Source organism: Pseudoalteromonas sp. SG43-5 (genome assembly GCF_014164345.1).
Taxonomy (GTDB): domain Bacteria; phylum Pseudomonadota; class Gammaproteobacteria; order Enterobacterales; family Alteromonadaceae; genus Pseudoalteromonas; species Pseudoalteromonas distincta.
Map to the genome: position 1 here is coordinate 243611 of NZ_JACJFA010000003.1, position 13951 is coordinate 257561.

General features: G+C 41.7%; 14 protein-coding genes. 9 read left to right on the forward strand and 5 right to left on the reverse strand.

All coding sequences use genetic code 11. The features are described from left to right. Window positions 1-336: 336 nt before the first annotated feature. On the reverse strand, window positions 337-1011 hold the full coding sequence (locus tag H5161_RS05165) for an HAD family phosphatase (protein WP_149593207.1): 675 nt from the start codon (window positions 1009-1011) through the stop codon (window positions 337-339). A 427-nt stretch (window positions 1012-1438) separates the two neighbouring features. On the opposite strand from H5161_RS05165, the gene H5161_RS05170 reads away from it, so the two are divergent. Both H5161_RS05170 and H5161_RS05175 read left to right on the forward strand, forming a co-directional pair. Beyond that, the gene (locus H5161_RS05170; RefSeq protein ID WP_039488381.1) at window positions 1439-2965 is read left to right on the forward strand and encodes a catalase; all 1527 of its coding nucleotides are present in this window, start codon (window positions 1439-1441) and stop codon (window positions 2963-2965) included. Between the two features lie 98 nt (window positions 2966-3063). After that, window positions 3064-3579: an ankyrin repeat domain-containing protein gene (locus tag H5161_RS05175; RefSeq protein ID WP_004334678.1), complete on the forward strand. Its 516-nt coding sequence runs from the start codon at window positions 3064-3066 to the stop codon at window positions 3577-3579. Window positions 3580-3635: 56 nt separating this feature from the next. Here H5161_RS05175 and yddG read toward each other — a convergent pair whose 3' ends face one another. Further along, window positions 3636-4556, reverse strand: coding sequence for an aromatic amino acid DMT transporter YddG (gene yddG, locus H5161_RS05180; RefSeq protein ID WP_024595737.1), 921 nt, complete (start codon window positions 4554-4556; stop codon window positions 3636-3638). A gap of 494 nt (window positions 4557-5050) precedes the next feature. On the opposite strand from yddG, the gene H5161_RS05185 reads away from it, so the two are divergent. The 7 genes from H5161_RS05185 (at window position 5051) to H5161_RS05215 (ending at window position 12725) form a co-directional block, all read left to right on the forward strand. After that, window positions 5051-5704 carry a TetR/AcrR family transcriptional regulator gene (locus H5161_RS05185; RefSeq protein ID WP_182695363.1) on the forward strand — a complete coding sequence of 218 codons (654 nt, stop codon included), beginning with the start codon at window positions 5051-5053 and terminating at the stop codon, window positions 5702-5704. Between the two features lie 3 nt (window positions 5705-5707). Further along, on the forward strand, window positions 5708-6190 hold the full coding sequence (locus H5161_RS05190) for a putative 4-hydroxy-4-methyl-2-oxoglutarate aldolase (RefSeq protein WP_182711736.1): 483 nt from the start codon (window positions 5708-5710) through the stop codon (window positions 6188-6190). A 409-nt stretch (window positions 6191-6599) separates the two neighbouring features. After that, a complete protein-coding gene (locus H5161_RS05195; protein WP_182768831.1) occupies window positions 6600-7802 on the forward strand; it encodes an amidase family protein in 1203 nt (400 codons plus the stop codon). Continuing rightward, window positions 7799-9382: a gamma-glutamyltransferase family protein gene (locus H5161_RS05200; RefSeq protein ID WP_182768832.1), complete on the forward strand. Its 1584-nt coding sequence runs from the start codon at window positions 7799-7801 to the stop codon at window positions 9380-9382. The genes H5161_RS05195 and H5161_RS05200 overlap by 4 nt, the downstream gene beginning before the upstream one ends. Further along, complete coding sequence (locus H5161_RS05205; protein WP_182768833.1) at window positions 9370-10194, forward strand: sulfite exporter TauE/SafE family protein; 825 nt, start codon at window positions 9370-9372, stop codon at window positions 10192-10194. The genes H5161_RS05200 and H5161_RS05205 overlap by 13 nt, the downstream gene beginning before the upstream one ends. Window positions 10195-10197: 3 nt before the next feature. Continuing rightward, the gene (locus H5161_RS05210; RefSeq protein ID WP_182768834.1) at window positions 10198-11427 is read left to right on the forward strand and encodes an alanine--glyoxylate aminotransferase family protein; all 1230 of its coding nucleotides are present in this window, start codon (window positions 10198-10200) and stop codon (window positions 11425-11427) included. Window positions 11428-11441: 14 nt separating this feature from the next. Then, window positions 11442-12725: an allantoate amidohydrolase gene (locus H5161_RS05215; protein ID WP_182768835.1), complete on the forward strand. Its 1284-nt coding sequence runs from the start codon at window positions 11442-11444 to the stop codon at window positions 12723-12725. 127 nt (window positions 12726-12852) lie between these two features. On the opposite strand, the gene H5161_RS05220 is transcribed toward H5161_RS05215, so the two are convergent. From H5161_RS05220 to H5161_RS05230, 3 genes are read right to left on the reverse strand one after another with little or no spacing between them, the layout of a single operon-like run. Next, window positions 12853-13155 carry a hypothetical protein gene (locus H5161_RS05220; RefSeq protein ID WP_024596154.1) on the reverse strand — a complete coding sequence of 101 codons (303 nt, stop codon included), beginning with the start codon at window positions 13153-13155 and terminating at the stop codon, window positions 12853-12855. Between the two features lie 43 nt (window positions 13156-13198). Continuing rightward, window positions 13199-13447 (reverse strand): DUF1272 domain-containing protein, encoded by a 249-nt coding sequence (locus H5161_RS05225; protein ID WP_182768836.1) that lies wholly within the window; start codon window positions 13445-13447, stop codon window positions 13199-13201. Further along, window positions 13441-13803, reverse strand: coding sequence for a 2OG-Fe(II) oxygenase (locus tag H5161_RS05230; protein WP_149593221.1), 363 nt, complete (start codon window positions 13801-13803; stop codon window positions 13441-13443). Before H5161_RS05230 ends, H5161_RS05225 begins: the two co-directional genes overlap by 7 nt. Window positions 13804-13951: the final 148 nt, after the last annotated feature.

Below are 13951 nucleotides of genomic sequence, written 5' to 3' on the forward strand. Positions count from 1 at the left end.
CAATCTGCATAACTATTTGGATAATTTAACGAGTTAAATTACCCCATAACGTCGTTAAAAATTTTATATTTAGAACAACTAGATATAAAAATTTTTGCCTAGTTACAGTGCAATTTTCTTATCGTTAAATAAACCCCATATTCAAGCAGATTGGTATAGTACCTAAATACTTTGCCTTTTATAATTTGGCTTATAAACGCATGATCTTTTGCCATGTTTTGTTTTATTTTTAGTAAAGCAAAACCATCTACATTTATATTTTGCGTTTGCTTGCCTGTCAGTGTGTAAGGCGAGCAAATCGCGTTTAAAACTTTGTTTATTTAAAAAGCTGCGTGTTTACTGCTTTTTAAGTGCAGGGTATGCACTAAAAAAATCTTGCCAATGCGTTAAATGATCAACATTTGGGTAAGCACTGTGTACATGATTAACAGAGCCTTGCATATGTTGCCCACCGCTGTAATGCAGTACTTGCATATTGGCGTCAATTCCTGCATTTACGCCGGCTTTACTGTCTTCAATTACTAAGCAATGCTCTGGCTTTACACCCATTTGCTTAGCTGCATGTAAAAATAAATCAGGCGCCGGTTTACCACGCTTAACTTCGCTGCTGGTAAAAACCGTATCGCTAAAGTACTTACTTAAACTCACTACGCTCAACGCTTTTGCGGTGCGTGCTGGGCTACTGCTTGTAGCTATACAAATAGGCACAGCTAAATTGTTAAGTACGTCTTCTATACCATCAGTCGTGGTTAGTCCGGTTTCAAATTCGTTTAATAGTGCCTCGCGGTAGTCACCTTCAAAGCTTTCAGGAAGAGTGACATTAAATGCATCCGCTATTTTTTGGCTTACTGTTTTAAAGTTGCAGCCTAAAAAGTGTTGCTGTACATAAGCGCGGTCAATCTCAACGCCTTTTTCAACAAGCATATTAATGAGTACTTGTGCGCTTAAAATTTCGCTATCAATAACAACGCCATCGCAATCAAATATCACTAGCTCAATATTAGTATTCATCTTGTCACCTTATTAACACTGTTTGGTTTAGCTAATTTAAGTATAACGAGTTAAGCGCGATTAATATTGTGCAACTTTTTAGTGCAACTCAGCAATGGGCATAAGCTCACTGGTTGAGCATATTCCCTTTATTGTGCGAATATGTCAACACACTGTAAGTATAAAACGCACCAGGTTGGTGAAAATACCGCCAGATAAAACTAAAAACCTTTGTATTTAATAAATTTTATAAAAGCATATTGCGACTAAGGTCGTAGTAAAAAAATTACATTAATGTAAAAAGTGTATCAGCAAATTCATCTCATCTGTTTTACAAATCACATTAATCTAATTAATCAGTTTTACCGAAGTTAATAAAATTAATACTATCGTTAACAGATTAACAGCCTGCACCACTGCCGGCACTTTTAAATAGATGAGGTCGACAATGAATACTCAAATAAACAAAACAAAATTAACACTAACTGCACTGGCACTTGCAATGGCATTACCGGCAAGCGCAGCAACAACTCTTACTAAAGATAATGGCGCAGCTGTTGGCGACAACCAAAATTCAATTACTGCTGGCGAACGTGGCAGTGTATTACTAGAAGACGTGCAACTAATTCAAAAACTGCAACGCTTTGCACGTGAGCGTATTCCTGAGCGTGTTGTGCATGCTCGTGGTACCGGCGCACACGGTGTGTTTGTAGCATCAAAAGAGCTAGACGATTTAACAATTGCAGCACCGTTTGCACAAGCTGGTAAAGAAACAGACGTATTTGTTCGTTTTTCATCGGTAATTCACTCAAAAGGCAGCCCAGAAACACTGCGTGACCCACGTGGCTTTGCAACTAAGTTTTACACAGACCAAGGTAACTGGGATTTAGTAGGTAACAACTTACCGGTGTTCTTTATTCGCGATGCGATTAAATTTCCAGACATGGTTCACTCTTTAAAACCATCTCCGGTTGATAATATTCAAGATCCTAACCGCGTATTTGACTTTTTCTCGCACGAACCAGGTTCTACACAAATGCTAACGTGGGTTTACAGCGACTACGGTACACCAGCAAGTCTTCGTAAAATGGACGGTTGGGGTGTACATGCATACAAAATGATTAACAAATCGGGCGATGTTAAATACGTTAAGTTTCATTGGGTAAGCCAACAAGGTATTGATAACCTTGACGCAAAAGAAGTAGCTAAAGTGCAAAGCCAAGACTTCCAACACTTAACACGCGACCTTTACAGCGAAATTGGCAAAGGCAATTTCCCTAAATGGGATCTGTACATTAAAACGCTTGATCCATCGCAGCTTGATGACTTTGATTACAACCCGTTAGATGCAACAAAAATGTGGTTAGACATTAAAGAAACTAAAGTAGGAACAATGACCCTAAACCGTATGCCAACTAACTTCTTCCAATCTACGGAACAAGTAGCAATGGCACCGGCAAACATTATTCCAGGTATTGAGCCATCAGAAGACAGACTATTACAAGGTCGTATGTTTTCTTACGCTGATACACAAATGTACCGCCTAGGTGCTAACCACCAGCAACTGCCAATTAACCGTGCAAAAGTTGAAGTGGTTAACTACAACCAAGACGGCGCAATGAATATTGGTAACACTACAAGCAATGTGAACTACCAGCCAAGCCAAGAAAACGTAGCTGAAAACCCAATTGCACGTAGAAGTAACACAGAGCTAAAAGGCTTTGTACAACAAGCTGCGATTAAAAAGCAGCAAAACTTCGCGCAAGCAGGTGTTATTTACCGTGGTTTTAGCAAGCAAGAACGTACAAACCTAATTAATAACCTAGCAGGCGATTTAGGCAAAGTGCAAAACAGCAGTGTTAAACACAAAATGCTTAGCCACTTTTACAAAGCTGATAGTGAGTACGGTACACGCTTAACTAAAGCTGTAAACGGCGACCTTAAAATGGTTAAACAACTAGCCGCTAACTTATAAGCAACTAGTTAAAAGCAATTAGTCCCAACTAAATAGCTATTTAAACCACAATCATGAGGAAGGAATAAACCCTTCCTCTTTTATAAGAGACAATTGTTATGCGTAATTTATTAATTATAGTCGCTCTATTTCTGAGCTTTACCAGTAGCGTTTACGCTCAAAATACATCAGATACACAAACACCCAGTACGCAATCTGAAACCCAACATTCTGCAAAAACTCAATACGATAGCTTATTTGCTTATTACTTTGCCGCAGCACGCACAAACGACACAGCTGTAATAGAGCAATTTGTAGATGCCGGTATTCCTATCGACAGCTACAACAATAAAGGCTACACCGCGTTAATGATTGCTACTTACCATGGTAATAAAAACACGGTTAACACACTTTTACACTTAGGCGCTAATGCCTGTCTAGAAGATAACCGTGGCAACACAGCGCTAATGGCCGCTATTTTTAGAGGTGAATTTAGTATAGCTAAAACACTCGTATCACTTGATTGCGATAACGCGCATCAAAACAAAGCAGGCCAAACAGCAGAGCAATTTGCACAAACATTTGGTCAACAAAAAGTTATAGAGTTACTAGCGCAGGTAAATAATGCAAAATAATCTGCACGCAACAAAAAGCCCTAAAATAATAGGGCTTATTTTTAATAAAATTAGCCTTATGTTGCAGACGCTATTTGAGGTTGTTTAGGCTTTTCTCGCGTTACAAAGTAGCAAATTAGCGAGCCCACGGTTACCAGTACAACCCCCTGCCAAAACGAAGCACTCAGCGTAATAGATAAATACAACGCCGAAATAATAGTAGAAAACACCGGTGTAAAGTACGAAAGTGTTCCCAAAAGCATTAAGTTACCGCCAATAATAGCTTGATTCCACAGTGCATAACCGCTCCCCACTACTACACCAGCTAATAGCAACGTTATGCTTGAGCTGAGTGAAAACGTTAATGGCGCTTCATTACTAAAACCATATTGCGCCCACAAACTCATTGCCGTGACAGTAAAAAATAACGTAATAGCATTTTTACCATTACTCAGCTTTTGCGTTACTACGCAATAAATAGCCCATATAAACGCTGCAGCTAATGCCATTAAATAAGTAGCAGGATTATCAGCAAAGTTAGTAACAAGCGTATCGAGTGACATTTTTTGATCGCCTGTAATACACCAAGCAACGCCTAAAAAAGCAATGATCATGCTTGGGTAAACCCAGAAACTTACTTTTTTACGACCAATAATAATAGAGAGCAGTATAGTCAGCGTGGGCCATAAATAATTAATAACCGCCATTTCCATTGCCTGATGACGGCTGTTTGCCATACCAATAGAAAGCGCCAAGCAAATTTCGTACGATACAAATAATAAAGTACCTATTACCAAGTAACGTTTCGAAAAACCACTAAACTTGGGCACTCCCATAACCAAAATTAAAAATATCGCACTGACAGAATACATAGCCGCCGCACCACCAATGGGGCTAAACAACTCAGAAATATCCCGTAGTAATGCAACTAAGCAACTCCACAGTAATATGGCCGCGACTCCATAAAGCGTGTATTTATTTTTGCTTATAAAATCCATTTGCCAATCCAAAAGTACTACTCGTAAATTTGAAACTAAACTAACAGTAATTATTTAATTAAACAATAAGGGTCTGTTGTTCTTTCAAGGTTGAATTTGCAGCAGTCTGTTTGGTATTTAGGCAAGGCAGAGCCTATATAGTGTGGTTATTCCCCATTAATGGGCGATAACGTAGCATTAATGCCAAACAGGCGCTGCCCAAAGGGTTCTTCCTAGGGGCTACTTACTCTTTGTTGCCTACATGGATGTAGGTAAGGGGCGTGAGCAGGACGCGGAAGCTTTGCTCGGTTTTTACTTAGCCCACTAGGTTACAAATCTCGCGCCGCGATTAAATAGCCCCTAGTTTGAACAAATTTTAATCCGCAAAGATCAACAGACCCTAAAGTTAATAGCTTAAACCTCTCATTTGTTTTTAGCATTCACCCTTTTTAGTAATTGACCTTTTGGTCAGTAAAGCTACAATCAATCAATACGTTAAACACGCAAACTTTATAATGACCACAAAAATAAAGCCAAATAAAAAAGAAGTCACACGCGAGAAAAACCAAAAACTAATTTTAGATGCCGCCGAGCAATTGTTTTCGCAATTAGGTTACGACGGAGCAAGTATGAGCATGGTTGCTAAAGAAGCGCAGGTGCCAAAAGCTAATATTTTGTATTACTTTAAAAGTAAGGATGGTCTGTACGAGTCTGTGATTGACCGCATAATAGCTAATTGGAACTTAGGGCTCGATAACGTCACAATTAACGACGATCCAGCTACCGTGCTTTATAACTATATTAAAAGCAAAGTAATACTGGCCGTAAATCAGCCAATGCAATCTCGCTTATTTGCCAGTGAAATACTGCGCGGTGCACCCTATTTACAAAACTACTTTAGAACCAATACCCGCCCTTGGGTTAAACAAAAGGTTGATGTACTTCAAGCATGGATGGACGCTGATAAAATGGATAAGGTTGATCCCTACCATTTGCTCTTTACTATTTGGTCTACCACACAATATTACGCCGACTTTCAGGCTGAGGTTTTACTCGTAATGAACAAATTAGAGTACGACGAAACCGATGTGGCACAAATTACGCAATCAATTGCCCACATAATTTTAAAAGGTATTGGTCTTAAAATACCTGAGCAAAGTGAGACTTAACCCATGACACCCTTTACTACACCCGATTTATTTGACGATCATCGCGATAACGTGCAAGTAGCAGACAGCGGCCTTTATCACTTTGGTAAAAAAACCACGTTTTATGGCAAAGTAGTTACCGTTACCTGCCCAGAAGACAACTCTTTTGCCGCCGATATATTGCATGAAAATGGTGAAGGTAAAGTATTGGTTATAAACGGGTTTGCAAGCAAACGCTTTGCGTTTATAGGCGATATTATGGCTGAGCGTGCCCTAAATAATGGCTGGGAAGGCGTAATAATAAATGGCTGTTGCCGAGATATAGAAATACTTGCCACGATGAACTTACCTGTAATGGCGCTAGGCTCTACACCGCGTAGTACCTTAAAGCGCGGCTTTGGTGATAAAAACCAAGCTGTTACCATGCTTAGCACCACTATTGAACCTAACAATTGGGTTTACGCCGATATTAACGGTTTAATCATCAGTAAAACGCCCCTTATTTAGCACTCAAAACCATATAAATAGAGACCAACTTGGTGCATCTGCGCACCAAGTTGGTTTGTTTTAGCTCATTTTAATCTCACTATTTCTACAGACCACATTTACAAATCTCATACAACCCAACAAAACCTGACCAGTTGGACAGGATTTTAATTTATGGCATTCCTCTTGCTTAGTCTAAGCACTATAAAATCAAAACTACCGATTAAAAAGCGGAGCCTTAGCAATTGCATTAAATTAGTGATCTATTATAACGCGAAGAAAATGACGCAGTGAGTGCGCTATTTAATCCGATAAAATGATCATGTTTTTAATAAAATTGGTATTCATAATAATAATAACCAGCCCGCTTTTTAATCACTCTTAACTTAATAAGTAAGTACTTGGTCAGTTTTATAATAATGAGCTGCAAATGAGTGATAAAAAAAACAACAAAGGTATATTTTGCAATCACGGTCCTACCCTGTGGCAAACAAACCACTCTGGAGTGCTTGCAAACAATCGCTTAGCTGTAAAAGATGTATTTGCAGTAAAGGGCGAGCGTAACAGCGCAGGCAACCCACACTGGTTTAAAACAGCTAAACCGGCTCAAAATACGGCAAGCTCGGTTAATAAGCTCATGACCGCTGGTTGTAACTTTATAGGCTTTTCCCATACTGACGAACTGGCTTATAGCTTAGAGGGTAATAATATACATTATGGCGCTGCGCAAAATCCTAAATTAAAAGGGCATGCCTGCGGTGGTTCGAGTATGGGGTCTGCTGCATCCGTTGCTGCTAACTTAGCTGATATTGGCTTAGGCACCGACACTGGCGGCTCAATTAGAATACCCGCCAGCTATTGTGGTTTATATGGCATAAGGCCAAGCCATAACGTGATTGAAAAAGACGGCCTAATACCGTTGGCTCCGCCTTTTGATACCATAGGTTGGCTTACCCAAAGCGCTGAGCTATTAAGCGATGTAGGTAATGTACTGCTACCAAATCAAGCTATTAATAACGTTGATACCTTAGTTATTTGCGAGCCGTTATTTGAACTCGTTGACCCTGCTTTACAAGCCCCACTTAAACAATTGCTTGAAAAAACCAAGCCTAATTTTAAGCACCATAAAGAATTTGAACTGCCTAACAGCAGCTTATTAAATGAACTTGCTGATAGTTTTAGAGTACTGCAAGGGCGAGCAATCGCAAAAACGCATAAAGACTGGCTTCAATTGCCGGGGCAACTTCCCCAGTTTGCTCCAGCAATTGCGGCACGTTTTAATATGGCGCTTGCCCTAACTGTTCAAGAAGAACAAGAAGCACTAAAAGTACAAACCCAATGGCAAACACTAATAGCTAAAAACCTAAATACAAACAGCTGTTTATTTTTGCCAACCACCCCCACAACCGCACCTAAATTAGGCGCCGACACAAGCGCCTTACGCATGCAAATTATTACGCTTTCGGCAATTGCAGGGCTTAGTGGCTCAGCGCAAGTGCATTTACCGCTGGCTGATTTAGCAAATGATCATCCGTATGGTTTTTCATTAATGATGAGCCACGGTAACGATAAAAGCCTACTTGCTTGCGTTAAGCACCTAGCTGCACACTTTAAACAGGACACACCGGCATGACCACACACAACATTGCATTTACCGCGTCTCATTTTTCGGCCACTGAGGCGGGTATAAATATACTAAAACAAGGCGGTACAGCTACCGAGGCTATGGTAGCGGCTGCCGCTGCTATTAGCGTTGTATATCCACATATGAACTCAATTGGTGGCGACAGCTTTTGGCTTATCGATAACCCAAACCAAAAAACGCCTACCGCTATTGACGCCTGCGGCCGTGCAGCAACTAATACAACGCCCTATAACTCGCTCGCGCAAATACCAGAGCGCGGCGGGTTAAGCGCACTGACTCAAGCGGGTACAATTCGCGGTTGGCAAAAGGCGCTTGAACTAGATGAGCACGCAGCACTACCACTGTCACAAATTTTAGCACCCGCTATTGAGCTTGCGCGCGAGGGCTTTACAGTTACAAAAAGCTTGCAAGCAGGCTGCGAAAAACTAGCCACTGCTAACAATACCAATGAGGCGTTTAAAAGCCTCTACATACCCAATGGCAAGCCCTTGCAAGCAGGTCAACATTTTAAAAACCCTAAACTTGCAGCAACGTTTGAATACCTAGCAAAACATGGCTTAAACGCATTTTATGAAGGCGCACTTGCCAACTCATTTGCCGCCGACTTAGCAAAAGCAGGCAGCTCAATTACCGCAGGTGACATTGCAAATACTAAAGCCGAGGTAGTTACTGCGCTAAATGCAAACCTCAGTGGTATTGATTGCTACAACTTACCCGCGCCAACACAGGGCGTGCATTCACTACAAATAATTGGTGCCGTAAATAAGTTAAAGCATTTAGCTAAAACCGATGCCGACTGGACACATTTAATTGTTGAGGCAACTAAACAAAGCTTTACCCATCGCCCTACCCTTTGGGCTGACCCTGAAGCATTAGGAGACGATTATAAAAACGCACTAACCGATAATCGCTTAAACGAACTTGCTAACAATATTGATATGGCCAAAGCCAAAAAATGGCCATTTAACGCAGAGCCTGGCGATACTGTGTGGATGGCAGCCAGAGATAAAAACGGGCAATTAGTCAGCTTTATTCAAAGCATTTACTGGGAATTTGGCAGCGGAATATTAATGAGTGAAGGCGGCTTTGTGTGGAATAACCGTGGTTTAAGCTTTAGTTTAAACAATCAAGATACCAACGCCCTTGCTCCAAATAAAAAGCCCGCTCATACACTTAACCCAGCACTGGCAAAGTTTAGCGATGGTCGTCGACTTGCTTACGGAACAATGGGCGGTGAAGGGCAGCCACAAACTCAAGCCACTGTTTTTGCAGGCTACGCGTGGCGAAATAAATCTATAAAACAAGCAATTAGCGACCCTCGTTGGTTACTTGGACGAACATGGGGCGATACGAGTACAAATTTAAAAATTGAAAAAGAGTTAGTTTTTCATATAGAACATGAATTAAATCAACGTGACCACGATTGGGTAAGCGTTGATAATAATAACGAAATGATGGGGCACGCTGGGGCTATTTTAGATACACCTACAAGCCTTGAAGCTGCAACAGATCCTCGTTCAGATGGACGTGCAACAGTAACTACAGCAGGAACACAATGTCAGAAATAATAAATCAATGGCCAATTATAGTAGCCTTAATAGCAACCGGTATTTTTGCCGGTATTTTAGCAGGACTTTTTGGTGTAGGCGGCGGTATTGTTATCGTCCCTGTGCTGTATTTTTTACTGCAAGGTTTTGGCGTAAGCCCAGAGTCGGCAATGATGATAGCCACCGCTACATCACTTGCAACCATAGTACCTACTTCGCTTTCATCTATTCGCTCGCATCATAGCAAAGGGAATATTGACCTTGCGCTAGTAAAATACTGGGCACCATTTATTTTAGTTATGGCCGTTGTAGGCAGCTACTTAGCGCACTCAATACGCGGTAATGCACTGGTACTTATGTTTGCCTGTATTGCTATTTTAGTCAGTTTAAACATGCTATTTAGAGCCGGCGCACCCGCGCTTGTAAAACAACTGCCAGGAAAATTTGGTCAAGGGGTTATGGCAAGTATTGTAGGTGGTTTGTCGGTAATGATTGGCATAGGTGGCGGCACTATTGGCGTACCTATGCTAAACGCATTTAATGTACGCGCCCATGTTGCAGTAGGTACTGCGGCCGTTTTTGGTTTATTGATTGCACTACCAGGCGTTATTACCTTATTAAGTATTGGCACAACGCCAACCGATGCTCCCCTAGGTACGTGGGGGTTGGTTAACCTCCCTGCCTTTTTTCTTATTATTCCGTTGACTATTTTATTTGCGCCTATTGGCGTAAAAATTGGTAGCAAGCTGGATCAAAAACAACTAAAACGCGCCTTTGCCGTTGTCTTAATGATAACCGGCATACGCATGCTTATTCAGACTCTGGGAGCCTAAAATATGTTTAATAACACGCAAGTTCAAACCTTAAACCCACCACAGCGTTTATTAATGGGACCAGGCCCAATTAATGCCGACCCTCGTGTTTTACGTGCTATGTCGGCGCAGCTTATAGGCCAATACGACCCAGTAATGACCGGTTTTATGAACGAAACCATGGCACGTTACCGCGAAATTTTTAAAACCAAAAACGAATGGACCATGCTAATAGATGGCACATCGCGCGCAGGGATTGAAGCCGTATTATGCTCAATTGTACGCCCAGGCGATAAAGTCCTTGTGCCAATTATGGGGCGCTTTGGCCACCTACTTGCTGAAATAGCAGAACGCGTTGGCGCAAAGGTGCACACAATAGAAGTACCGTGGGGCGAAGTGTTTACGCCAGAACAAATCGAAAAAGCCATTGTTGATGTAAAACCCCATGTACTTGCTATGGTACAAGGCGATACATCCACCACCATGAACCAACCTCTTGAGCATATTGGCGATATTTGCCAAAAGCACGATGTACTATTTTATTGTGATGCTACCGCCTCCATTGTGGGTAACGAACTTCCTGCCGATGAATGGAAACTCGATGCACTTTCTGTTGGTCTGCAAAAGTGTTTAGGCGGACCTTCTGGATCAGCGCCATTAACACTGAGCGACAAATGCGCTGATTGGATCCAAAAACGTAAAAAAGTAGAGGCGGGTATTCGTACAGCGGAGCATACCGACGGCACCGAGCCCTTTGTACGCTCAAACTACTTTGATTTAGGTATGATCATGAATTACTGGGGGGAAGAGCGCCTTAATCATCATACCGAAGCCACCAGCATGCTGTATTGCGCCTCAGAATGCGCCCGCATTGTTATTGAAGAAGGCGTGGATAACTGCGTAGCGCGCCACAAATTACATGGCGATGCCATGCTAACAGGCATTCAAGCACTGGGCTTAAATGTATTTGGCGATTTAACGCATAAAATGAACAACGTACTGGGTGTGTATATACCCGAGGGCATTAATGCCGATCACGTACGCGGGCAAATGCTAACCGATTTTGGAATAGAAATTGGCACCTCGTTTGGCCCGCTGCATGGCAAAATTTGGCGTATTGGCACCATGGGCTACAACGCCCGTAAAGATGCCGTATTACAAACATTGGCAAGCCTAGATGCCTGCTTACATGCCAACGGTTACAAAGGCCCTAAAGGCGAAGCCGCCATTGCCGCCCTTGCTCACTATAAATAAAAAAAGGATTTAGCATGACGATTGTAAGCCCACAACACAGCCCTTTATTAGACAAAGAACTTGCTGATGAATACGCAACACGCGCTTTATCTCGCTGTAAAACCCTCAGCGCACTATCGCAAATGCAAGGCGGTATTCACCGCGTGTACTTATCAAAAGAGCACAAAGAGTGTAACGCCGTTACTGCATCGTGGATGGTTGAGGCAGGCATGCAATCGTGGCAAGACGAAGTGGGCAACCTTTGGGGGCGACTAAAATCATCAAACCCACATGCTAAACGTTTAATTATAGGATCGCACCTCGACACCGTACCAAACGCAGGTGCGTTTGATGGTATTTTAGGTGTACTACTGGGGATAGAAATTGCAGCGCTTGCACATAAGTTAAAGCTCGACCTGCCCTTTCATTTAGATGTAGTGGGCTTTTGCGATGAAGAAGGCACCCGCTTTGCCACAACTTTAATTGGCTCAAAAGCCCTCGCTAACGAATTTGACCCACAGTGGCTAAACATTGAAGACACAAACGGCATAACTATGCGCCAAGCCATGCTCGACTTTGGTTTAAACCCCAACGACTATGCAAAGGCCGCACTAAACAAAAACGAATTACTAGGTTACTGGGAAACTCATATTGAACAAGGTCCTGTACTCGAATCGGTTAATCAGGCGTTAGGCGTTGTAACTGCAATCGCAGGAGCAAAGCGCGCCATGCTTACCCTAACAGGCCAAAGCGGTCATGCGGGTACAACCCCAATGAACTTGAGGCAGGATTCACTAGCAGGCTGCGCTGAATTAGTAACCGAAATTGAAAAACTAGCAAGTAATGCTAAAAATGGCGAAGTTGCCACCGTAGGGCAAATACAGTCTCGCCCTGGGGCTACAAACGTGATTGCAGGCAAAACAACCATAAGCCTAGACGCACGCGCACAAAGCGACACCGATCTCGCTAACTTACTAAGCGTCATACAAAACAGCGCTCAATCTATAGCAAGCAAACGCAATTTAACGCTTGATTGGCAATGGACGCATGCCGCCGATGCCGTTGCGTGCGACACCACTATTCAGCATTTGTTTTCAAGCGCATGTAAACTCAATAACCAAGCATCGCCTTCACTTGCCTCAGGCGCAGGGCACGATGCAATGACAATCGCTCCAATTTGCCCCGTTGGCATGTTGTTTATACGCAGCCCTGGCGGTATAAGCCATCACCCAGCAGAAGCGGTTATAGACGGCGATGTAACAAAGGCACTCAGTGTAATGTACAGCGCGCTTTTACTTTATGTGAAAGAGTGTGAGTGATTTAAGGTAATCGAGTAAACCAAGTATATTAACTTGGTATGCTTAGGGGCTTAAACCTCCTCAAAGTCATTTGGAGGTTATTACTGAAGGCAGGTAAATGCAGGAATATACGTTATTTAAAGTAGCTTTATCGGGCTGCCCTTTGCTCTTTTAGGCTAAGGCGTTTATGTGAGCTATATACATGTTGAATGTTTGTACCATTAACCAAATATGCATCCATTTCGACGGTAATTAAACCCGATAATGGCTTGATTTCTAGAACACCCAACTCACCTAAATTTGCAGATAGTAAAGTATTATTTCTAATAGCTAACAAAGTTTTGTCAGTATCTCGTAAGTCACCATTCACATATAATTTAGCACCACTAAACCAAGTGTTAATTATTTTAACTTTGATTGACTTAACAGTAAATTCAAAGGATTTTCTCATCAGATCTCCATACCCAGAAATGTAATTATTATACTTTATGTTTTTATGTGCTTGGCGCACAACCACTTTCTTTTAATACCCGTTTAGTCGATGCTGGGTAATTTTTTAGTGCAGCCAAAGGGCGAATTGGCCGCTGAACCAAATTACCTGAGCAGTTTGGGCACACGTTATTTAATACCGTTTGAGCACAGCCAGAACAAAATGTGCATTCAAATGAACAAATAAAAGCCTCTGTGGACTGTGCAGGTAGATTCTTATCACAACATTCACAATTAGGTCTTAAATCTAGCATTTAGCGCTCCCTTTTATCCACCCAATGCTGAGTAAATATCTATTACCTTTTATAACTTTTGATACCTGATGCTCACTTACATCAGGGCGGAATAGCTTAACCCGCTTTGTTTCAAATATCGGATTACTACAAATAAACTCACCACCCAAATCTGCTTTTTTAAGCACTATATTCAACCGATAGTGTTTACCAGATTCAACTTTGTCTGTGTGTGGTGCTATTTCACTTCCTTGTGGGAATTTAAGCAAATATGTATCAAATTTAATTGGCCACGTAGCACCACAAATCAACATTTTATCGTAGCCTGATTTTTGTCGGCCTCGCTCCCAACAAAATAATTTACTCAAAAAAAACATACAATCCCTCGAAACAGCTAATAAGCTGCAGGTTAACTCGTTTTTTTATTTTTATTGATAAACAAACCATAGCCGAGTTCATATTTTGATTCAATCGATTACTGTATTTTAGGTGGGATATAAAAGGGAGTTTTAATGGTGTTTTGAT